Raw genomic sequence first — 23,536 nt, 5'->3', positions numbered from 1 at the left:
ATTAAATTACTAGCTTTGCAGCCGAAACTTATGCTATCTATTTCAGAAATAAAATCTTTACTGGCTACGCCCCAGAAAATTGTGATTACAACGCATCATAAACCCGATGGTGATGCGATGGGTTCGTCTTTAGGTTTGTATGCTTACCTGATTCAGAAAGGACATCACGTTAAACTGATTACACCTACTGATTACCCTTACTTTTTACACTGGCTGCCCAATAATTCTGATGTGATCATTTACACGGAAGCACAAGAGGAATCGGCAAAACTGGTAGAAGAGGCAGCGCTTATTTTTTGCCTTGACTTCAATACCTTAGCAAGAATCAACGACCTGGGTGAACTGGTAAGGGCTTCGAAAGCTTATAAACTCATGATCGACCACCACCTGGATCCGGAAGATTTTGACGATTACCGCCACTGGAGCATCAATGCCTGTGCGGCAGCACAGCTGGTTTATGATTTTATTGTAAACGAACTGGAGGATGGGGCAATGATGAACAAAGATATTGCTACCTGCCTGTATACAGGGATCATGACCGATTCGGGGTCTTTCCGGTTTGAATCTGCAAATGCAGCAGTGTACCGCATTGCTGCCGATCTGATAGATCTGGGGGCAGAACACTGGCGCATCCACCAGCTGGTATACGATAATGCAACAGAAAACCGTTTACGCTTTCTGGGCCATTGTTTAAGTGAAAAGCTGGAGATCCTGAGAGAGTTCAATACTGCCATTATTACGGTAACAAAGGAAGAGCTTCAAAAATACCAGATCGTTACCGGTGATACTGAAGGGATTGTGAATTATGCATTATCAGTCAATGGCATTAAATTGGCTGCATTTATTATTGAAAGAACTGATAAAGTTAAATTATCTTTGCGCTCCACCGGGGATTTTCCTGCAAATGAGATTTGTAAGAAATATTTTAATGGTGGTGGACATAGAAATGCGGCAGGAGGCTTTTCTGACAAAAATTTAGCAGATACTGTTCAGGAATTTAAGGCGCTTTTAACCGATTATAAAAACCAATTATTACAATAAAATTAGAACAACAAAAAAATAATTTAAAAAACCACATGAAGAAAGGTATAGTAATTCTTTTCGCAGCTGCACTTGGTTTAGCTGCTTGTAACAACTACAAAAAAGGTCCGGGAGGTCTTTCGTACATCATTCATAAAGATGGCGGAGGTACAAAAATTAAAGAGGGTGATATCGTAAAATTGAACTTTATCCAGAAAAGTGAGAAAGACTCTGTAATGTTCAATACCTGGGATATGGAGCAGCCGCAGGTATTCCCTGTAGCTAAAAAAGTGTACGCAGGTGACATGAACGATGTGCTTACCTTATTTGGAGAAGGCGACAGTGCTACATTTAAACTGGACCTGGATACTATGGCAGCGCGCAGCGGACAGCCAAAACCTCAGGGCACAAAAGATAAGTATATTGTTTTTACGGTTAAGGTAGAAAAAGTATTGGCTAAAGCAGCTGGTGAAGCTGACTCTACCTTCCAGAAAAAAGCAAGAGAATTTTTCGAGAAAGATTACAAAGCCAGCATAGACAAAAAGAAAGGTGCTGAAGCTGGAAAGATCAAAAAATATATTGCAGACAACAACCTGAAAACCACAACTACGGCTTCTGGTTTACAGTATGTGATCAGCAAACCAGGTGATGCAGTAAAACCAGCTTTGGGTGATACCATGATGGTGAACTATACCGGTAAACTGACTACTAAAAAATCTGACGGTAAAGACAACATCTTCGATACCAGTGATGAAAAAGTAGCTAAAGAAGCAGGTAAATTCCATGCAATGGCACAATACGGACCGCGTCCGATCACTTTAGGCCGTGCGATCCCTGGATTTGACGAAGGTTTGCAATTGATCGGTAAAGGCGGAAAGATCACTTTGATCATCCCTTCTAACCTGGCTTACGGCGAAGGTGGTATGCCTCAGGGCGGTATCAGTCCTTTTTCTCCGCTTGTATTTGAAGTAGAGTTAACTGATATCAAAAAGCCGGTAGCTGCACCAGCTACAGTTCCTGGAGCAACTGTTACTCCGGTTACACCAGCACCAACTGTAAAAAAATAAACCTTATTTCCTGCTTCCAGGCAGATTATTAAGGTAAAGAAACCCTGCCGGCTCAAACCGGCAGGGTTTTTTATTTGTTAAGCTCGGCTGGTTTTTATTAACTTCGCCAATGCTTTTAACTGACACCCATACACATCTGTATTACGAGACGGATGGGGAAAAACTGAACCAATTGATGCAGCGTTGCTTTGATAACCAGGTCAAACGCCTGTTCCTTCCTAATGTTGATGTTGCATCGATAGCCAAAATCGATAGCCTGGTGCAGCAATATCCCGAAAATTGTTTCGCGATGGCAGGTTTGCACCCTTGTGAGGTAAAGGAGAATTATGAGGAAGTGCTGGACGAAATCTGCCAGAGCATAGCCGACCGGGACATTTATGCTATTGGAGAGATCGGGATAGACCTGTATTGGGATAAAAGCACATTGTCGTTTCAGCAGGCTGCTTTCCGTGAACAGATCAAATGGGCCAAAGACCTCGATCTGCCTGTCGTCATTCATTGCAGGGAAGCATTCGACGAGATTTTTGAAATACTTGAAGTGGAAAAGGATGAATTGCTGAGGGGGATTTTTCATTGTTTTACAGGGACGCTGGAGCAGGCGAACAAAGCTATAGGACTTGGGTTTTACCTGGGAATAGGTGGAGTGGTGACCTATAAAAAAGCCGGGCTTGATGAGGTGCTGAAAGCTATTCCGTTAAAACACATCGTCTTGGAAACAGATTCTCCTTACCTGGCCCCGGTACCCTACAGAGGTAAGCCAAATGAAAGCAGCTACCTGGTTCATATTGCAGAGAAACTTGCCGAAATATACGGGACCAGCGTGGAAGAAATAGCGGAAGTAACTACAGCCAATTCTATCAGCATCTTTAAAATCTAAACATGACCAAAATACTCATCATATACACCGGCGGAACCATTGGTATGGTTAATGATACAGATACCGGTGCGCTTATTCCCTTTAACTTTAAACAGATTCAGCAAAATGTGCCTGAACTGGCCAGGCTGAATTACAACCTTGAAGTGCATTCTTTTGATCCGATAATGGATTCGTCGAACATGCACCCCGATATCTGGGCCGAACTCGCGCAGTTGATTTTTACCCGATACGATGAGTTCGATGGATTTGTGATCCTGCATGGTTCGGATACCATGGCATTCACGGCTTCCGCCCTGAGCTTCATGCTGCAAAATCTGAGCAAACCGGTAATCCTTACGGGCTCACAACTGCCTATTGGCGAAATCAGGACAGATGCAAAAGAAAATCTGATCACCGCGCTTGAGATTGCTGCTACCAAAGAAAAGGGTAAGGCCAAGATTCCGGAGGTCTGCATTTATTTCGACTCTCAGCTGTTCCGAGGGAATCGTTCTATCAAATACAATTCTGAAAAATTCGAGGCCTTCCGCTCTCCCAATTATCCTGTGCTTGCTGAGGCTGGTGTCCACCTTAATTTCTTTAACAATTATATCCTGCCCCAACCTGAGAAAGCATTAAAGGTTTTACTCGACTTTAATTCGAATATCGGGGTTTTAAAGATGTATCCCGGTATCTCCAAGCAGGCTGTAATGGCGATTACCCACTCTTCCGTAGATGCGATTGTACTGGAAACCTTTGGTTCGGGCAACACCACTACCGCCGAATGGTTTATCAATTGTCTGCAGGAAGCCATAAATAGCGGTAAGATCATTGTCGACATTTCGCAATGCCAGCGCGGATCTGTAGAACTTGGTAAATATGAAACCAGTAAAAAGCTGCAGGAAATGGGCGTGGTAAGCGGTTATGACATGACTTTTGAAGCTACCATCACCAAGCTGATGTACCTCATGGCGCAGGGGCATAGCAATGAAGAGGTCGTGAAATTGATGGAGCAGTCGCTCCGTGGTGAACTGACTGTCGGATAAAAAACTTATTTTTGTATTTCATAAAAAAACTGTAATGAAGATAGAGCAAATTTATACTGGCTGCCTGGCCGAGGCTGCCTATTATATTGAGAGTAATGGCGAAGCTGCAATTATAGATCCTTTAAGAGAGGTCGAGCCTTATCTTAAAAAAGCCGTAAAAGACAATGCCGTCATCAAATATATCTTTGAAACTCATTTTCATGCCGATTTTGTTTCGGGGCATGTAGACCTGGCCGGTAAATCAGGCGCTACAATTGTATATGGTCCTACCGCGAAAACGTCCTTTGAGTCGCACATTGCCAGTGATGGCGAACAGTTTAAAGTCGGTGAGCTGACCATTACTGTGCTGCATACGCCGGGACATACACCTGAATCAACAACCTATCTGCTTACCGACAAAAACGGTAAACCGTATTGTATTTTTACAGGAGATACCTTGTTTATTGGAGATGTAGGCAGGCCCGACCTTGCACAGCAGGGCGACCTGACCATGGAAGATATGGCCGGAACCCTTTATGATTCTTTACAAGAGAAGATCCTCAGTCTGCCGGATGATGTATTGGTATATCCTGCACACGGTGCCGGATCGGCCTGTGGCAAGAACATGAGCAAAGAAACATTTGATACCCTGGGCCATCAAAAGGAAGTGAACTATGCGCTTAAAGCGACCAGCAGAGCACAGTTTATAAAAGAAGTTACGGACGGCATTTTGCCTCCTCCACAATATTTTGCCAAAAATGCAGCCATGAATAAAAATGGCTACGAGAGTTTTGATGAAGTATATGAGAAAGGGTTAAAGCCATTGGCGCCTGCAGAATTTGAGGCCATGGCCAATTTAACCGGAGCTTTGGTGCTGGATACCAGGGATCCGCAGGTATTTGCCAAAGGTTTTGTGCCTTCTTCGGTAAACATAGGCTTAAACGGACAGTTTGCCCCTTGGGTGGGCGCCTTGGTTACAGACCTTAAACAGCCATTGCTGCTGGTTTGTGATGAAGGCAAGGAGGAAGAAGCCATTACCCGCCTGGCCAGGGTAGGCTACGACAATACCATTGGTTACCTGGAAGGGAGCATTGCCGCCTGGCAGCAGGCCGGCAAGGATATCGATACGGTTAAGTCAATCAGTGCTGCTGAATTTGAAAGCATTGTAAACGAAGATGAGGGCATTCGGGTGCTTGATGTAAGAAAACCAGGAGAGTATGAGTCGGAACACCTGGAAATGACCATGACACGGCCATTGGATTATATTAACGATTGGACCAGCGAGATTGACCACAACGGAACCTATTATATCCATTGTGCCGGTGGTTACCGTTCAATGATTGCGGCTTCTATTTTGAAAGCCAGAGGTGTTGAGCGGGTTATTGACATTGCCGGTGGCTATGGCGCCATTAAAAATACAGGGTTGAAACGTACGGATTTTGCCTGTCCTTCCAAGGCAATGAAAGTTTAATTTACCTTAAGTGTGTACTGAACAAAATTGTCTACAGCTTTTTGAACGGCAGGTATGTCTTTAGAGGTAATGTAAGAGCCTATCACATGGTCTCCTGCATCAGGTATGGCTATCTTGGTTTTTAGCGCTGGAGGCGTGCCAAGAAGGCCAAACATCCAGAGTTCTGCATCTACCTTCACGGTTTTATCCTGCTCTTTTTCATTCTTATAATAATACAGCAAAAGGCAGGGCTGTTTCACCTTTTCAAAGACAGCCTTGTTCATGCTGCTTTCTACCAGTTCCTGAAGCTGCACAGTAGATTCCAAACGATAGCTGGTGTACCAGTATTTTGCATATTCCGGATTTTTTTCTTCCGAAGTTCTTTCTTTGCTGCCTGTTACCAGGCGCGCCAGTTGTAATCCCCATGGGTTGTTCAGCAGAAAGGCCAGCCTGTCGTTTATCCTGATGTTTGGGGAGAGCAGGACCAGGCTATTCACTTCGGGATAAGTGGCTGCCAGTTTAAGGGCAAGTGTGCCACCGGTTGAGGTGCCTGCCAGAACAACCTTTTTGCCCAGTCGTTTTCCTATTTCGAGTGCCAGCTTTGCGCTTTCCCAGAGTTTGTCGGTCGTCATGTATTCCATTGCCGGAACTGTATCTATGCCATGGTCGGCCAGTCGCGCCAGGTACAGGTTGGCATGCAGGGCTTTGGCCAGATGATAATGAACAGGATTGCCCTCTTCTTTAGAAGCGGAGAAACCGTGGAGGTAAACTACTGCATATTCGGTCTGCTGTTTGAGGTTGCTATCGGCCCATACAATTTCGGCTTCGTTGCCAGGTTTAACTTTATGCCTGGATTCGAGGTGCTTGATATAAGGTTCGAGCTGAGGGATGTCTGGAACAGCCGGAAGTTGTGTGCTGTAGATTGGATGTGCCGGCTTTGGGCCTGCCAGATAAATGCCCGCACCTATTAAAATGAGTGCAATTAGAAACTTAAGTGCTTTTTTCATTTTAAACTTTTTACTAAAAGTACACTTTTAAAGATATTTAATTTATGTTTGCACGGATATTTTTTAACCTGTAATGCCAGGAATAAACCAGATAAAACTACCTATAGCAGCAGAAATTGACGCCTTCGAAGAAAAGTTCAAGGCTTCCATGCACAGTGATGCACCTTTACTGGACCGCATTACCCATTATATCGTTAAGAGAAAGGGCAAGCAGATCAGGCCAATGTTCGTTTTTTTTGCTGCAAAGTTATGCGGCGGGATCATCGAGTCGACCCATAGGGGGGCAGCCCTTGTAGAGTTGCTGCATACCGCTACGCTGGTTCATGATGATGTAGTAGACAATGCTTATGAACGTAGGGGTTTCTTTTCCATCAATGCACTCTGGAAGAATAAGATTGCCGTACTGGTAGGCGATTACCTGCTGGCTAAGGGGCTGTTGCTTTCGGTGAACAATTCAGAATTCCGTTTACTGCAGATTGTTTCTGAGGCCGTGAAGCAGATGAGCGAGGGCGAATTGCTGCAGATAGAAAAGGTGCGGAGGATGGACATCAGTGAGGAATTGTACTTTGATGTGATCCGACAGAAAACCGCTTCTTTAATTGCTTCCTGCTGTGCGTGTGGTGCGGCTTCCGCCGGAGCGGACGAGGAGACCATAGAAAAAATGCGCCTCTTTGGCGAGAAGGTGGGCATTGCGTTTCAGATTAAGGACGATACCTTTGATTTTGGCACCGACGATGTGGGTAAACCCCTGGGTATAGATATCAAGGAGAAAAAAGTTACACTCCCATTGATTTACGCATTGAACCGGGCGGAAAAACCGGAGAAGAAAAGAATTATTAACCTGGTAAAGAACCACCAGGACGAGCCTGAGAAAATTCAGGAGATCATAGATTTTGTAAATGCAAGACAGGGCGTTCATTATGCCCATGAAAAGATGCTCCAGTACCAGCAGGAAGCTTTTGATATTCTGTACAGCTTTGAGCCGGGCGATGCAAGGACGGGCCTTGAACAACTGGTGCGCTATACAACCGAGCGTAAGAAATAAGCGATTAGATTACCGAAACTTTAATACCCAGGCCCTGCAGGCTTTTGCGCATCTGATCGGATATGCCACTGTCGGTAATGATATGATCTACCTCTTCAATTCCGCAGATTCTGCCAAAACCTCTTTTTCCAAATTTTGTAGAATCGGCCAGTACAATAACTTTTTGGGACGAATCTATCATCTGGCGGTTTAGGTGGGCTTCATAAGCATTGGTTGTAGTTAGACCAAATTCCAGGTCTATGCCGTCTACACCAAGGTACAGTTTGCTGCAAAAAACGTTGCCCAGTACATTGTCGGAATATGGGCCCGCAACAGAAGACGAACTTTTTCTTAAAAGACCACCGAGCTGGATGATCTCTATGTCGTTGTGGTGTAACAGTTCGAGTGCAACATTTAATGCTGAAGTGATGACCGTGAGGCTGCCTTTGGGTTTGATACAGCGTGCCATAGCCAGTACGGTTGTGCCTGAGGCAATAATGATTGAATCGTTGTCTTCAATCAGTTCTGCAGCCAATGCTCCGATCCTCACTTTTTCTGCAGCCTGAAGGTGTTCCTTCTCATTTACCGGCTTATCGACCGTATATGGATTGTTAAGTGTGGCTCCCCCATGGGTTCTGAATAAAAGATTTTTGTCTTCGAGTAGTTTCAGGTCCTTCCGAATTGTAACAGATGAAACTTTTAGCTTTTTGCAGAGCGACTTTACGTCAATTGTCCCGTCTGTCTGAATCTTATTTAAAATATATTGATGTCTTTCAGCTATGTTAATCATTTAATCTTTATATATGGCTGCTGTAATATAAACATAATTTTCTGTTTCAAAGTTAAGCCTTCAACAAACTTAGTGGTAAAAAATAAATTTGACAATTTGTTTTTTACAATAAATATCTTTTTTTAGTTTCGTTTAGTTATATTTGATATTACAAACGAAAGTTTGTGAAATGTTGTTACTTTAAATTGAAAACAAACGAAATGGTGTTTAGTCGCGAGTCATTTATTGAACAGGTAGAAAAGCAGGCAGATTGGGATGTCATTATTATTGGTGGCGGGGCGACCGGACTGGGTACGGCTGTGGATGCTGCCAGCAGAGGTTACCGCACTTTGCTGCTGGAGCAGTCTGATTTTGCGAAAGGAACATCCAGCCGGAGTACCAAGCTGGTGCATGGCGGGGTAAGGTATCTGGCCCAGGGTGATGTGGCTTTGGTTTACGAGGCTTTGCATGAACGTGGACTGCTGTTAAAAAATGCTCCGCACCTGGTTAAAGATCAGGAGTTTGTTATCCCTGTTTATTCGTGGTTGTCGAAATATAAATACCTTATTGGTTTAAAGTTCTACGATTTACTGGCGGGCAGAAGCGGATTTAAAAAATCTTCCTTTCTTTCGGCCAATAAGGTGCTGGCTGCAATTCCTGGTTTAAAACCGGATGGGCTAAAAGGGGGAGTGAGTTATAGTGACGGACAATTTGATGATGCCCGGCTGGCATTGAACCTGGCGCAGACTGCTGCGGAGTATGGTGGAGTTTTGCTGAACTATACCAGGGTAACCGGATTAACGAAACAAAATGAAGAGGTGGCTGGTCTGAGTTTTACAGATACGGAAACCGGGAAAAGTTACACATTGAACGCAAAAGTTGTCATCAATGCAACAGGTGTGTTTGTGGATGAGATCCTGAAAATGGATGTTCCATCCGGAAGGGCGATTGTGAGGCCTAGTCAGGGAGCGCACGTGGTGCTTGATGTGTCTTTTTTAAAAGGTAATAGTGCGCTGATGATCCCAAAAACCCCAGACGGAAGGGTGTTGTTTGCGGTCCCATGGCATGGGAAAGTACTTGTTGGAACTACGGATACCCCATTAAATGAACACAGCCTGGAACCAAAGCCTTTGGATGAAGAGATTGAGTTTATTTTAACTACGGCGGGTAAATATCTGACTAAAGAGCCCGTAAGGGCGGATGTGCTTGCTGCTTTTGCCGGTTTAAGACCGCTTGCTGCGCCCGGCAAGGATACGGATAGCACTAAGGAAATTTCCAGAAGCCATAAGCTGATCATCAGTAAATCAGGGTTGATTACGATTACCGGAGGAAAATGGACTACTTACCGGAGAATGGCTATGGATGTGGTAGATAAGGCGATAGCGCTGGGTAAACTAGATGCGAGAAAGTGCATAACTCAGGATGTTAAGATACATGGTTATGTCGCGGAAATGCTGACAGGTGACCTGGGTTTGTATGGCGCAGATGCGGAAGGGATCAGGCAACTCATCAGCACGCATCCGGAGCTGGATATTCGTCTTGATCCGGATTTCAAATACTTAAAGGCAGAGGTGGTTTGGATGGTTAGAAACGAAATGGTACGCACAATTGAAGATGTGCTTTCTCGCAGGATGCGTTTGCTTTTCCTTGATGCAAAGGGTGCTTTGGCACTTGCGCCGGCCGTTGCGCGGGTAATGGCTGAGGAACTGGGCAAAGGTGAAGACTGGGTGGAGGCACAGATAGAGGCTTTTACCGCGCTGGTGGCACAGTATTTATTGTATGCGCCGGGGAAGGAAAACAACGGTATTCATAAGGTAAAGGCAACGGCCTAACTTAATGAATCCTTAACATACAGTTAAAACTACAACCTTGATATTTGCAGCAAATCAAGGGGAATCGAAATGAAACGAAATGCTGCAAAACAAAAAGAACTAACCAAATACTTAAAATCTGATGAAGGAATTATCTAATATCCCGTATTGTTGGGTTTTTATACCTGTTAAGCGAGTTTGCGCTGTGTTTTCTTTGCGGTGTATTTCCTTTTTTTTTGTTTGCGAAGAAACTGTGGCTGTTGCAAATCGGCTACGCCATATTCCATCTAATACATTAAAATCAAAATTTATGAACAAAAAATCTACTCATTATGGGCAGTGCAAAACACCACTTAAATATCTTGCATATGCATTGATATTGGTTTTTATGCAATTGCCGCAGGTGCTTACAGCCGGAACAGGTCCGATGCTGAGCACTCTGTTTCAGCAGGAAACGGTTACCGTAAAGGGAACTGTTAAAGATGCCAAAGACGGCGGAGCCTTACCTGGGGTTACCATCTCAGACAGCCAAAAAAAGGTCTTGGGTGTTACCGATGGAAACGGTGTTTTTACTGTAAAAGTGGTAAAGGGTACTGAAATTACATTTAGTATGCTAGGCTATACCCAGGTAAAACGAGCAATTGCTGCTGCAACGAATACAATGGTTATCAATATGAACAGCTCAAGTTCGGAACTCAATGAAGTGGTTGTTACTGCATTGGGGATCAAAAGGGAAGAGAAATCCCTGGGATATGCTACAACTACGGTTACCAGCCAGCAGCTAACTGATGCTGCTTCAGGTAACTGGACAGATGCGTTATCTGGAAAAGTGGCGGGTTTAAACCTGGTAAGATCTGGTTCGGGGCCAACCGGTTCCAATAAAATTATCCTGCGTGGTGAAAACAACCTTACTGGCGAAAACGAGGCCCTGATTGTATTGGATGGAGTGGTTATGAACAACGGTAGCGGTAGAAGGAGTGCGAACGCCGGAGAGTCGGCTTACGGAACCAGTAGCGATAACATGCCTGCAGATTATGGCAGTAGCATCAACGACCTCAATCCTGAAGATATAGAAAGCGTGACCGTACTTAAGGGACCTGGTGCTGCGGCATTATACGGACAACGCGGAGCAAACGGAGCAATCATCATCACAACCAAATCTGGTAGCGCTAAGAAAAAAGGTTTGGGGATCACCATTAATTCAAAAGCTGAAATGGAAAGCGTTAACCGCTGGCCTGATCTGCAGTATGAATATGGACAAGGTCTGGATGGCGCTGCTTTTTATTCTTACGGCGCGAGTTTGGACGGGGCAAGTACCAGTGGTACCAGTTCGGCGTATGGGCCTAAGTTTGATGGGCAGTACTTTTTTCAGTATGATCCTGCCTTGCAGGCAGTAGGTAAGGTGCGGACCCCCTGGGTACCCTATGAAAAAAGTGGAGTTAATCAATATTTCGAAACCGGCCAGACTTTTACCAATTCCGTGAGTATTGATGGGGGATCTGACAAAAACACGGCTCGTTTTGCGGTTACCAATACCAAAAACAATTGGATTACACCGAATACAGGTTATGGAAGAACCAACGTTTCCTTGTCATTGAATTCCAAGGTAAATGATAAATTGTCAATTAATTCTAAAATACAATACCAGAACAAGTTTAGCGATAACCTGCCTGCGGCGGGATATGGTAACCAGAGCCTGATGTACTGGTACATTTTCTGGCAGCCAAGTGCCGATCTGAACTGGTTGAAAAACTATTGGGTAAACGGCGCAGAAGGCAAAACCATTAAATATCCTTTCAGTAGTTTCCCTGAAAACCCTTATGCTATAGCCTATGAGTTTATTAACAGGCAATCCCGTAATGCAGTTACAGGTATGATCCAGGCAAATTACAACATCACTAAAGAACTGAGCCTGATGTTGCGGACCTCTATGGACATGAGTTATGACAGAAGAGCACAGGAGCGCCCTTTTGATGCAGGCACTAAATTACCGAAAGGTTCTTATAGAGAGCAGGCAGAAAACTCTCAGGAGTTTAATGGTGATTTTTTACTCAGGTACACCAAAAAGATCAACAAAGATTTTAACTTCTCTATAACAGGGGGAGGAAGTATGCTGAAAAATTTCTACAAAAAAGACGAGAACAGGATCGATTCCCTGAATGCACCCGGTATATACAGTTTTGCAAATGCAGCCGGACCAATCATCTCTACGCCGAATAAAAGTCAGTATGCACTAAATAGTTTTTATGGTTTGTTCTCTGCGGCCTACAAAGATTATCTGTTTTTAGACATTACCGGTAGGAACGACTGGAACAGTGTACTTGCCGTTAAAGACCGCACAGAGAATGCTGCCTTTTTTTATCCTTCGGCAAGTGTAAGTTTCCTGGTATCTGAAGCGTTCAAACTACCGCGCGAAATCAATTATGCTAAACTGAGATTTTCAGCAGCCGGGGTAGGTAGCGGGGGGACTGCACCTTACCTGACTACTTACAATTATGTCATAGCAGGAAATGGCCAGTTTAGTGGTGGTTTGCAGAATCCGGGAATGTTGGCTAATCCAAATTTAAAACCCTTGCGGACGACGACCTATGAATTTGGAACGGATATACGTTTCTTCAAAAGCAGGTTAGGCCTGGACGTGGCTTATTATTTTGGCACAACCAATGATCAGCACTTAAAGCGCCAGGTGGACCGTTCAACTGGTTATAACCAAATCCTGATCAATGCAGGTGAAGTTCAGAATAAAGGTATTGAGATTGCAGTAAACGGATCTCCCTTAAAGAGTAAAAACGGGCTGAGCTGGGATTTGTATGGCACATTTGCTGCAAACAGCAATAAAATAACCAAATTGCTGGATAGCAATGTGGTGTTGAGGACAGGACCGGTTGCAGGCGGGCAAATTGTGGCCAGAGTGGGTGGAAGCATGGGCGACATGTATGGCCGTGGCTATGTGCGCTCTCCTGATGGACAAATTGTTTATGATGAAAGGACCGGCTTTGCCAAAATTACCGATAATGTAGTTTATATTGGTAACACTATTCCTAAGTTTAAAGCTAGTTTGGGAAGTAATTTCTCTTACAAAGGTTTTAGATTGAATGTATTATTTGATGCCCAGGTTGGTGGAATAGCGCACTCTCTTATGAACTATAAAATGGTAGAGCAAGGAAAGCTGAAAAGTACCCTTCCGGGCAGATATAACGGTATCATCGGTAATGGTGTAATTCAGAATGCAGATGGTACCTACCGTCCTAACGATAAGATCACTTTCGACATAGATAATTATTACCGCTCACATATGGGGGCTGATAATGCCGAAGGTAGTTCTTTCAGTACAGATTTTATCAAATTCAGGGAGGCAAGGGTGGATTATGCCCTCCCTGTAAAATTTGCTGCTAAACTGGGCTTGCAGAAAGCCAGTCTGGGGGTGTATGGCAGGAACCTGTTCATCTGGTCGCCATGGCCTATGTTTGATCCCGAGTTCGGAACGCTTGCCGGTACAGATATTGTTCAGGGTTTTGAGACCGCTCAGCTTCCTTCTACAAGGACATACGGCATAAATTTAATCTTAGGTTTTTAATTCTATAGCAATGAAAAAATTAACATATAAAATTATTGGGATCTTAACGGCATTCGTTATGGTGCTCCCATCTTGTAAAGATGGTTTTGAGGAGTTGAATACTGATAAGAACGGGGCTCCTGATGCTCTACCAAGTCAACTGCTGGCTCCTGCACTGGTGAACATCTTAAGTACAAATATGCAGCGTAACCGTAATTTTAATAACGAACTGATGCAGGTTACTGTAAATCAGAACGACGACGATCAGACCATATTCAGGTATGATTTCAGAAGATCTACCTCTGATTTTACCTGGAACAACTGGTATTTGCAGTTGACAAATCTGAAGGACGTTTATAAAAATACGGAAAAAATACCTGTAAATGAAGCTAAAACCTACAAGGCCATATCTTTGATCCTTCAGTCCTGGACTTATTCTCTGTTAACGGATACCTATGGTGATGTGCCTTATTTTGAATCCAATGCAGCTAAGGACGGCGCCATTTATGAGCCTAAATTTGACAAACAAAAAGCAATTTATACAGACATTTTTCTGAAACTGGAAGAAGCAAACGAGTTGTTAAAAACGGGTGCTGCTGTTGCGGCTTCAAGTGATCCGGTTTACGGAGGTGTAGCCGCTGCATGGCGCAGGTTGGGCAATTCGCTTTACCTGAGGTTATTGCTTCGTATTTCTGGTAAAGCCGAGGTAGCTACAGAGGTTATTGCCAAAATCAAGGATATTGTAGATACCAATTCTGCCAACTATCCCCGGATAACGAATAACGCCCAGTCGGCCATACTGAAATGGACCGGTGCAGGAGCTTATACCTCTCCTTATATGCTAAGTGTAAGAGCCCAGGATTTCAGGGCCCCGGCGATTTGCTCTTTTTTTATTGATCCTCTAAGAAACTGGTTCTCGCCATTGATCAACCTGGGGACTTACGGTGTAAATGGCATATGCCGCTTAGGTATAAGCCCCGGTACAAGAACTTTTACCGGTGTGCCAAGTGGTTATATACCAGGCCAGGGAGTTGAAAAAAACGCCTATTTCTATTCTTATGATCAATTGTCGAACAGTATCCCTGTTACTTCTTTACAAAACGACGGGATGACCGGAATGATTATGAACTTTTCTGAGGTGCAGTTTATCCTTGCGGAATGTGCCGCCAAAGGCTGGATCAGTGGAAGCGCAGAAAACTTCTGGAAAACAGGTATCTTAAATTACATCACCCTGTGGCTGCCAAACTGGCCTAATGCTACTGCTTTAAATACACCGCCAAATCCGGCTGTAACCATTACCAGCCAGGCCTTTATAGATTACCTGATTGGCGGCGATATTTTATTCGGAAGCACTTTGCCGGAGCAAATGCAATCTATCCACCTGCAGAAATACTATTCGATGTTCCTGGTTGATATGCAGCAGTGGTTCGAGTACCGCCGTACCGGGTATCCTGTATTGCCAAAAGGATCTGGTTTAAAAAATAACCAGGTAATGCCGGCAAGAATGACCTATCCGGTATATGTGGAGTCTGCTAACCCAACCAATTACAAATTAGCCGTGGCCGAACAGGGGCCGGATCATATCTCGACCCAGGTTTGGTGGCAGAAACCATAAACTAAAGTTTTAAAGAATTATAATGTTATTAAAATGAAAAAGATACTTATTTACTCATTCTTTTTACTTGGTTTGGCATTTGCCATTGCTGGATGTAAAAAGAGCAATTATCCTGGTGGCAGGATTAGCGCTTTCATTCCTATGTACGATTTACGGAACCTGTATAAGGGCAGTGATCTGACCCTGACGCAGGACAATATGTTTGGTTCGGACCAGATATCGGGAATTGTTATATCAGACCATCCCGGAGGTAATTTGCCCGAAGGATACCTGATATTACAAGATAAACGACGTTTGAATGAGCTACGGGGAATTACCATACCTATCGGTGCAGCAGCTAAAAACTATGTTTCAGGAGATTCTATTCACGTTCATGTTGTCGGAGGTGTGTTGAAGAGAGAGAATGGCATGCTGCAGATTATGGGTATTACAGCGGATAAAATCACTAAAATTTCCAGTGGAAATGTGATCCCTCCGAACCGTGTACCGGCAAGCTTTATTTTGGCCGATCCAGCAAAATATGAAAGTACATTGGTAGCCATTGCAAAAGGTACATTTGATCCGCTTCCTTTGCCTGCAGATACTTATTCAGGACAGAAACTGGTAAATGATGGTTTTGCAGACATAGTATTAAACACACTTCCTACAGCAACTTTTGCAAACAATACGAATCTACCCATTATAGGTAACTATTACGGAGTGGTTATTAACAAGGAAGGCAGCGGCGGCAAGCTTGTCCCAGAAGTTCGTTTGCGCAAAGCAAGTGATGTGATGGCTTTAAGTTCTGTAATCGAGGTGGCCCCTGCAGTGATCTCCGGGTGGATCAATGATCCACAGGGAACAGATGCAAATAATGAATACATACAGTTCCTTGCAACGCAGGACATCAACTTTGCAACTACCCCGATGTCTGTGGTAACTTCAAATAACGCAGGTACTGCAGAGCCTACAGGTGCCCCGTTAAACGGATGGGCTACCGGTGGTGTACGTACCTATAAGTTTAACATCACTTCGGGAACAGCAAAAAAAGGAACGTATTTCTACGTTGGTGGTACGAACAGATTGATCAATAGTACAGGGTCAACTAATATTTCTACTACAGCAAACTTTGTGAAAACGAGAAATTACGGCAGTTCCGCTGGAGAAGGCTTTGGGAATACCACAACGAACCTATTGGCAAACAGCGGTAATGCTTATGGCATTGCTTTATTTAAAGGAACCACAGTTACTGCGACCAGTGTGCCGATAGATGTGGTTTGGGTGAACAATGGCGGGGCCTTATATCAGGTTGCTCCGGCTGCAGGGTACCGCGTAGCCAATAGTGACTTTTACGATAGGATCAATCCGCTGACACTTGTTGAACAGCCGTTCTTTACACAAGGATTGAACACTTTGTGCTTCAACTATGCGCAGACTACGGATGCGGGGTGGTTCTATAAGGTTAGTGGTGTGTATAACCCGGAGCAGGGTAAATGGGTAAAAGCACGCGAACATTTTGTTTTGCTTCTGGAAAAAACATCTACGGTTGAAGCACTTGAAGGACCAACAGAACGTATCTGGTACGACAGGGCTACCAATGAGGAAGTGAGGAGAGATACTGTTTACGCTACGAGTCTTAAAAAACCAAAGATTTAATTTTTCTTTTGACATCACACAAATAAACGAATCAAGGAAGCCTGAACCATCAGGCTTCCTTGATTTTATTAATGAAATCCAACTCAAATGAACAGAAGATCCTTTTTACAAAGCGTTGGCGTTATCACAGGAAGCGCTTTTATCAGTCTCCAAACCAATGCTTTTGATCAGCTTAGCCGGAGCAAGAGCATAAAAGGCCGTGTAACCGAAGGCAAAAGAGGCATTGCCAATGTAGCCATCTCCGATGGTTATACCGTGGCTTTAACCGATGCCAAAGGGAACTACAGCATCGATACCAACGATAAAGCAAGCAACATATTTATGAGTACGCCTGCCGGTTATGAGTTTAAAACCGATTACCATATCGCCAGGCAATATGAAACCCTGGGTAGCCGCAACGAGTATGATTTTGAACTTCAGGCCCTCAAAAGGAATGATAACAAACATAATTTCATTATCTGGGCCGATCCGCAGGTAAAGAATAGAAAAGATGTAAAACAGATGATGGATACGGCGGTGCCCGATGTGCAGCAGCTGGTAAAATCAATGGGCCAGGATGCGCTGATTCATGGTATAGGCGTAGGCGACCTGGTATGGGACAATCATGCTTTGTTCCCCGATTACAATAAAGCCGTAGCCGAAATGGGCATCCCTTTTTTTCAGGCCCTGGGCAATCATGATATGGACTACAGGATGGGGGGCGATGAAACTTCTGATAAAACCTTTAAAGAAGTATTTGGGCCAACCTATTATTCCTTTAACCGGGGGAAAGCACACTATATTGTATTGGATGATGTCCGCTACCTCGGCGTAGAGCGTTCCTATGATGGTTACATCAGCGAAAACCAGTTAAACTGGATGGCGCAGGACCTGAAACATGTGGGGAAAGACCAATTGGTCATTGTATGCCTGCACATTCCTGTGCACAACGCTGTAAAAAACAATGCCGATTTCTACGCCCTGCTGGATGGCTATAAAAATGTCCACATCATGTCTGGTCATACGCATTATAACCTCAATAACATTACAAATGGTATATATGAACACAATCATGGTACAGTTTGCGGTGCCTGGTGGACGGGGCCGATCTGTAACGACGGAACGCCGAGGGGCTATGGTGTTTATGAAGTAAACGGCAATGAATTGAAATGGTATTATAAGTCTACCGGTTTCGATAAATCCAAACAATTGAGTGTGTTTACCGAGGAACTGACCAATCAGAAAAGGTTGATCGCCAATGTATGGAACTGGGACCCAGAATGGAAAGTAGAGTATTTCCTTGATGGCAAACCAATGGGTGCCCTGGAGCAGCAAAAAGGATATGATCCCTTGTCTGTTCAATTGTACAAAGGTGATACCCTGCCGGCAGGAAGAACCTTTGCGGAGCCTAAACTGATGGACCACCTGTTTATGGCACATTACAGTCCCGCAGTAAAAGAAGTTAAAGTGGTTGCAACCGACCGCTTTGGCGAACAATATGCAGTAACGACCAAATCCTGATCACCAAAACCCAACTCAACCTAAACCAAATGAAGAAAATTGTTTACCTGCTATGCATACTGTCTTTCTGGGCGGGTTCCTGCTCCTCAAAAAAAGCAGATCCTGAGCCGCAGAGCCCGGACGCTGTAGATTACAAAGCGACCTATCTCCTGGCAATCGACCAGTCGCAAAACCGGATTGCCCGAATCGACCTCAAAACACAAACCGTGATATGGGAGTGGAAAGCCGCAACCGGTGTGCCTGCAACCCATGTAGCCTGGTTCAGTAACATTAGCGAAGGCAAGCCTGTTTACAATGGGAAGTATATACTCATCACTGCTTCGGGAGGTGGTGTTGCCCTGGTGCGGGTTTCCGACAAAGCCACAGTATTCTATTGCTATGTAGGCGGAAATACGCATTCGGCAGAAGTGCTGCCCGACGGCAATATTGTTGCGGCCTCCAGCACAGGAGATATCCTGACATTGATCAATGTAAACCTGGGCACATTTCCTGATAACGTTTATAAAAAAACACTGGTGATGGAGGATGCACACAATGTAGTGTGGGATAAACAACGCCAGGTGCTCTGGTCGGCCAGCAAAAACAAGCTGATAGCCTATGCCTACAATTTCAACTGTAAAGCACCAGACTTAAGCGTAAAGGAAAGCATCACTTTGCCGGCAAGTGGTTGCCATGACCTCTTCCCTGTATATGGAAAAGACGAGCTCTGGCTGTCTACCAGCACCAAGGCCTGGGTAATTGACATGAAAACCAAGGCTGTAATCGAAGCCTCGGCACTGCCAAGGATAAAAAGTGTCAGCTCCGGGCCCAATGGTTACCCTGTCGTCACCCTTCAAGGTATCGATACCGACAAGCAGTGGTATAACGACAAAGTGCAGGACCTGAGCGGTAAAACCATTTTTCAGATGGCTGGCCTTAAAATGTATAAAGCACGCTGGGAGCTAAAAAACGAATTTAGCTATCCGGCCAACGACGAAATTAAAACCTGTAATTGATGAAAAAGATGATCTATATGGCCGGCATAACACTGGTTGGCCTGTGGGGATGTAAAACTATGCAAAACAAACCATCGGCCAATAAGGCAGAATTCCCGGCTTTCAGTACCGAAGGGCACCGCGGCGGCAGGGGGCTGATGCCGGAAAACACCATTATTGCCATGAAACATGCCATCGACCTGGGCATTACCACCCTGGAAATGGATACCCACATCAGCAAAGACGGTAAGGTAGTGGTTACCCACGACGATTACCTGAGCCCGGCATTTATGCTGACACCCGATGGAAAGGAAATCCCTAAAAGCGATGCAAAAAAATACCCGGTGTACCAGATGGACTACAGTCAGCTGAAGACGTTCGACCTGGGGACGAAAGCCCATGCGGGTTTCCCGCAGCAAAAGAAAATCAAGACTTATATTCCTCTGCTTTCCGAACTGATAGACGAGGTACAGCTTTATTCGAAGGGGAAGAAACAGATGTTCTACAACATAGAAACAAAATGCAGTGCAAAAGGAGATGGTATCGTGAACCCTGCGCCCGAACAATTTGTAAAGCTGCTGATGGAGGTGATTGAAGCAAAAGGGATCAGTCCGTATGTAGTGATCCAGTCGTTCGACAAAAGGACATTGCAGATCCTGCATAAAAAATTTCCGCAGATCAGGACTTCGTTTCTGATCGACAATAAAAAGAGCCTGCAGGAAAACCTGGACGATCTGGGCTTTAAGCCCTTTATTTTAAGTCCGGCCTATAAAATGGTTAACGCCGATCTGGTTAAGCAATGCCATGAAAAACAGATCAGGGTTATTCCATGGACGGTGAACACCAAAGAAGAAATTGCGGCCATCAAAGCACTAAAGGTAGACGGCATCATTTCCGATTACCCGGACCTGCTGCTCAATTAACCGGCAACCCAATTACATCAACTAACCAAACCAAATACAATTCATGGGCTTCAACATTTTTCCTCCACCGGCCGCGCACCGGCCTTTATTGCCTAAGGAACAAGTTAACTCCAGCTACTGGAAACTTCGCCTGCAGGTGTTTGCCGGTATATTTATAGGATATACAGCCTATTACTTTGTACGCAAGAACTTTTCATTTGCGATACCTGACCTCATTAAAAACGAAGGTTATACCAAGGGGCAGCTGGGCTTCGCATTCTCGGCGCTTTCCATCGCCTATGGCTTCAGTAAATTTTTAATGGGCAACCTGTCAGACAGGAGTAACGCAAGGGTATTCCTGTCGGCCGGTCTGATCCTTTCTTCACTTACCATGCTATGTATGGGCCTTTTCCCCTTTGCCACTTCGTCCATAACCATTATGTTTATCCTGCTGTTCATCAACGGCTGGTTTCAGGGCATGGGCTGGCCTCCATGTGGCAGGGTTGTGGTACACTGGTACTCTGTAAGGGAACGCGGAACGGCCATGTCGATCTGGAACCTGGCGCATAATGTGGGTGGCTTTCTGGTTGGCCCGCTCACCATATGGGCCATAGAACTGTTTATGGACTGGCAGAGCAAACTGTACTTTCCGGGGATGATCGCCATCGGTTTTTCTATCATCGCTTATCTTCTGGTGAGGGATACCCCTCAATCCTGTGGGTTACCGCCTATAGAGAAATACAACAACGATTACCCCAAGAGCTACGATGCCAGTCAGGAAAAGGAATTCACCGCCAAAGAAATCTTCTTTAAATATGTATTCAACAACAGGATGCTCTGGTACATAGCCATTGCCAATGCATTTGTATACCTGGTAAGAAATGGAATAGTGAACTGGGCACCAACCTTTTTAGGTGAAGCGAAAGGCTACAGCCAGACGCAAGCGGCCTGGGCATCCTCAGTTTATGAGCTGGCGGCAATTCCTGGGACCATATTGTGCGGCGTACTGAGCGACAAGGTTTTCAAAGGCAGAAGGGCACCGGTAACCATTATCTATATGGCCTTTACGCTTGTGTTTGTACTCATTTACTGGAAAAACCCCTCAGGCAACCAACTGCTGCAAAATATATCCTTATGGGGTATAGGTTTTTTAATTTACGGGCCGGTGATGCTCATTGGAGTACAGGCTTTAGACCTGGTGCCTAAAAAAGCAGCAGGTACAGCGGCAGGGCTGACGGGCTTATTTGGTTATTTTATAGGCGATCTGATGGCCAATGCAGCATTGGGCAGCCTGGTAGACCATTACGGCTGGGATGCGTGTTTCATTGCTATCGCAATTGCATGTATATTCGCCATATTCTTTACCGCATTTACCTGGAACAGAGAAAAACGTAATTTATCAACTACTGTATAATTTGAAATGTTTATGAAAAGATTTTTCTGCGGGTCGCTAACCTGCTTTTGTTTGCTGCTTTTATTGAACCTGAATGGATTTGCCCAGGAAATTAAATACGATACCACCTTCAGGCCGGGCAAATACAAAGAGCAGGTGGCTAAATTTGCTGCCGATCCAATCACAAAAACAGACATCGTGTTTTTAGGAAACAGCATTACCGCTGGTACCGACTGGGCAAAACTATTGGGTATACCCAATGCAAAGAATCGGGGCATTTCGGGCGACATTACCTACGGAGTACTGGAGCGTCTGGACCAGGTCATTACCGGTAAGCCTTCGAAAGTGTTTATATTGATTGGCATCAATGACATCTCCCGGAACATACCAGATAGTCTGATCCTCAGGAATTATAAAAGTATCATCAGCCGCATCAGGGCCGGGTCTAAAAAAACCAGTATCTATTTTTATACCCTGCTGCCTGTGAATGCTGCTTTCCAGAAGTTTAAAAACCATTACGGTAAAGACGAACATATCTTAGGGCTCAACTCAGAAATCAAAAGGCTGGCCGCTAAGAAAGTAACGATAATAGATCTTTACACCCATTTCCTCGACAACGAGAACCACCTGAAAGCGGAACTTACGCATGATGGATTGCACCTTAAACCCGAAGGTTACCAGGTTTGGGCAGAAGTACTCAAAAAAGGAGGCTACCTGAAATAGTCTCAGCCCTGTTGATGTGCGGGGTTTTCCTATAGGTCTCCCGGCCCAGCCTTTTTAGCGTTCTGTAGTGGGAAGCCAGGGCTGTGCCGAACGACGAACTTTCTATATAATCCAGGTTAAATTCGGCTGCGGTTTGCTTTACTATTGCCCCAATGGCAGGATAGTGGATGTGGCAGATTTTAGGGAACAGATGATGCTCAACCTGCCGGTTCAATCCTCCGCAAAGGAAACCTGTGATCTTACAATCCCCGGCAAAGTTGGCGGTAGTCTGCAGCTGGTGTACCGCCCAGGCCTCTTCAATATTACCTTCCTCATTCGGAAAAGGGAAACTCGTGCCTTCAACTACATGGGCAAGCTGAAACACCAGGCCAAGTACCAGTCCTTGCGAAAACTGCATCACCAGGAAGCCGATCAGAAATTGCCACCAGGTAATGTTCATCACCAATAGGGGAAGTCCGATGACAAGGAAATAATAAATGGCTTTATAGAAAAACAACCTGAAATACTCAATTCTAGGATGATCGGAGAGGTGTTCCCCCACCTTTTTCTGAAAGAATTTCTTGTAATCTTTTCTGAATACCCAGGAGAGCATGGCAAAGCTATACAATACAAAGGCATAATAATGCTGGTAAGATTGCAGTTTGTTTACCGTTTCCGACTCAGAGAACCTGATCAGTCCGGGTGCAACATCTATGTCTTCATCATGCCCTGCTATATTGGTATAGGTATGGTGGACAATGTTGTGGCAGATGTTCCAGACATACGGACTGGCGCCAATTAAGTTGAATATAAAACTAAACACCCTGTTTACCCTCGGATTTGCAGAGTAGGATTTATGAATGGCATCATGGCAAACATTAAAACCAACAAAGGCCCCAAACATACCCAATAATACGCATAGTAAAACGGTCACTACAGCATGGAAGCCGCCTAGCAAAACCAGTAAATAAATAGAAAGCAAACCCGTCAGGAAAAAACCTGTTTTGAACCGCATGGCCGGGTTGGCATGGATAGAAATATTATTGTCGGTAAAATAAGCATCAACCCTCTTCCGCACCGTCACATAAAATGTCGATTTATCGGCATTTGTGAACTTAACCTTTTTTGTCATAAATTATTTATCCAGCAGAATTGATGGCCCCGCCATTGCTTGTGTTTTGCTAATGTACCACATTTTCCTTTATATTTACCCTGTATTGATCGTCTTTATCA

General features: G+C 44.5%; 18 protein-coding genes. 15 read left to right on the top strand and 3 right to left on the bottom strand.

Annotated features, from left to right (window positions below):
- Positions 1 to 30 precede the first annotated feature (30 nt).
- The 5 genes from ABIE26_RS11985 (at position 31) to ABIE26_RS11965 (ending at position 5,436) form a co-directional block, all read left to right on the top strand.
- A complete protein-coding gene (locus tag ABIE26_RS11985; protein WP_310143408.1) occupies positions 31 to 1,041 on the top strand; it encodes a DHH family phosphoesterase in 1,011 nt (336 codons plus the stop codon).
- Between the two features lie 35 nt (positions 1,042 to 1,076).
- Complete coding sequence (locus tag ABIE26_RS11980) at positions 1,077 to 2,087, top strand: FKBP-type peptidyl-prolyl cis-trans isomerase (RefSeq protein ID WP_310142664.1); 1,011 nt, start codon at positions 1,077 to 1,079, stop codon at positions 2,085 to 2,087.
- 109 nt (positions 2,088 to 2,196) lie between these two features.
- Positions 2,197 to 2,964: a TatD family hydrolase gene (locus ABIE26_RS11975; protein WP_310142665.1), complete on the top strand. Its 768-nt coding sequence runs from the start codon at positions 2,197 to 2,199 to the stop codon at positions 2,962 to 2,964.
- Between the two features lie 2 nt (positions 2,965 to 2,966).
- A complete protein-coding gene (locus tag ABIE26_RS11970) occupies positions 2,967 to 3,986 on the top strand; it encodes an asparaginase (RefSeq protein ID WP_310142667.1) in 1,020 nt (339 codons plus the stop codon).
- Between the two features lie 34 nt (positions 3,987 to 4,020).
- Complete coding sequence (locus ABIE26_RS11965) at positions 4,021 to 5,436, top strand: MBL fold metallo-hydrolase (RefSeq protein WP_310142668.1); 1,416 nt, start codon at positions 4,021 to 4,023, stop codon at positions 5,434 to 5,436.
- On the opposite strand, the gene ABIE26_RS11960 is transcribed toward ABIE26_RS11965, so the two are convergent.
- Positions 5,433 to 6,422, bottom strand: coding sequence for an alpha/beta hydrolase (locus ABIE26_RS11960; protein ID WP_310142670.1), 990 nt, complete (start codon positions 6,420 to 6,422; stop codon positions 5,433 to 5,435). The two genes, ABIE26_RS11965 and ABIE26_RS11960, sit on opposite strands and share 4 nt — an antisense overlap.
- Before the next feature lie 73 nt (positions 6,423 to 6,495).
- Here ABIE26_RS11960 and ABIE26_RS11955 point away from each other — a divergent pair, with 73 nt between their 5' ends.
- Positions 6,496 to 7,467: a polyprenyl synthetase family protein gene (locus ABIE26_RS11955; protein ID WP_310142673.1), complete on the top strand. Its 972-nt coding sequence runs from the start codon at positions 6,496 to 6,498 to the stop codon at positions 7,465 to 7,467.
- 4 nt (positions 7,468 to 7,471) lie between these two features.
- Here the strand turns inward: ABIE26_RS11955 and ABIE26_RS11950 are convergent, their stop codons facing one another.
- On the bottom strand, positions 7,472 to 8,236 hold the full coding sequence (locus tag ABIE26_RS11950) for a DeoR/GlpR family DNA-binding transcription regulator (protein ID WP_310142676.1): 765 nt from the start codon (positions 8,234 to 8,236) through the stop codon (positions 7,472 to 7,474).
- A 200-nt stretch (positions 8,237 to 8,436) separates the two neighbouring features.
- On the opposite strand from ABIE26_RS11950, the gene ABIE26_RS11945 reads away from it, so the two are divergent.
- The 9 genes from ABIE26_RS11945 (at position 8,437) to ABIE26_RS11905 (ending at position 22,324) form a co-directional block, all read left to right on the top strand.
- Positions 8,437 to 10,047: a glycerol-3-phosphate dehydrogenase/oxidase gene (locus ABIE26_RS11945; protein ID WP_310143410.1), complete on the top strand. Its 1,611-nt coding sequence runs from the start codon at positions 8,437 to 8,439 to the stop codon at positions 10,045 to 10,047.
- A gap of 289 nt (positions 10,048 to 10,336) precedes the next feature.
- On the top strand, positions 10,337 to 13,603 hold the full coding sequence (locus tag ABIE26_RS11940; RefSeq protein WP_310142678.1) for a SusC/RagA family TonB-linked outer membrane protein: 3,267 nt from the start codon (positions 10,337 to 10,339) through the stop codon (positions 13,601 to 13,603).
- A gap of 10 nt (positions 13,604 to 13,613) precedes the next feature.
- Complete coding sequence (locus tag ABIE26_RS11935; protein ID WP_310142681.1) at positions 13,614 to 15,197, top strand: SusD/RagB family nutrient-binding outer membrane lipoprotein; 1,584 nt, start codon at positions 13,614 to 13,616, stop codon at positions 15,195 to 15,197.
- Between the two features lie 33 nt (positions 15,198 to 15,230).
- Positions 15,231 to 16,832: a DUF5689 domain-containing protein gene (locus ABIE26_RS11930; protein WP_310142683.1), complete on the top strand. Its 1,602-nt coding sequence runs from the start codon at positions 15,231 to 15,233 to the stop codon at positions 16,830 to 16,832.
- Positions 16,833 to 16,919: 87 nt separating this feature from the next.
- Complete coding sequence (locus ABIE26_RS11925) at positions 16,920 to 18,332, top strand: calcineurin-like phosphoesterase family protein (RefSeq protein ID WP_310142686.1); 1,413 nt, start codon at positions 16,920 to 16,922, stop codon at positions 18,330 to 18,332.
- Positions 18,333 to 18,361: 29 nt separating this feature from the next.
- Positions 18,362 to 19,327 (top strand): DUF6528 family protein, encoded by a 966-nt coding sequence (locus ABIE26_RS11920; RefSeq protein WP_310142689.1) that lies wholly within the window; start codon positions 18,362 to 18,364, stop codon positions 19,325 to 19,327.
- On the top strand, positions 19,327 to 20,229 hold the full coding sequence (locus tag ABIE26_RS11915; protein WP_310142692.1) for a glycerophosphodiester phosphodiesterase family protein: 903 nt from the start codon (positions 19,327 to 19,329) through the stop codon (positions 20,227 to 20,229). The genes ABIE26_RS11920 and ABIE26_RS11915 overlap by 1 nt, the downstream gene beginning before the upstream one ends.
- Positions 20,230 to 20,272: 43 nt before the next feature.
- Complete coding sequence (gene glpT / locus ABIE26_RS11910) at positions 20,273 to 21,622, top strand: glycerol-3-phosphate transporter (RefSeq protein WP_310142694.1); 1,350 nt, start codon at positions 20,273 to 20,275, stop codon at positions 21,620 to 21,622.
- A 12-nt stretch (positions 21,623 to 21,634) separates the two neighbouring features.
- Entirely contained in the window at positions 21,635 to 22,324 is a 690-nt protein-coding gene (locus tag ABIE26_RS11905) for a GDSL-type esterase/lipase family protein (RefSeq protein ID WP_310142695.1), read from the top strand.
- On the opposite strand, the gene ABIE26_RS11900 is transcribed toward ABIE26_RS11905, so the two are convergent.
- Positions 22,299 to 23,435 (bottom strand): fatty acid desaturase family protein, encoded by a 1,137-nt coding sequence (locus ABIE26_RS11900; RefSeq protein WP_310142697.1) that lies wholly within the window; start codon positions 23,433 to 23,435, stop codon positions 22,299 to 22,301. The two genes, ABIE26_RS11905 and ABIE26_RS11900, sit on opposite strands and share 26 nt — an antisense overlap.
- Between the last annotated feature and the right edge of the window lie 101 nt (positions 23,436 to 23,536).

Source organism: Pedobacter africanus, assembly GCF_040548825.1.
GTDB lineage: Bacteria > Bacteroidota > Bacteroidia > Sphingobacteriales > Sphingobacteriaceae > Pedobacter > Pedobacter africanus_A.
Note: the sequence above shows the minus strand (reverse complement) of the source record. Positions and strands in the feature narration are given on the sequence as shown.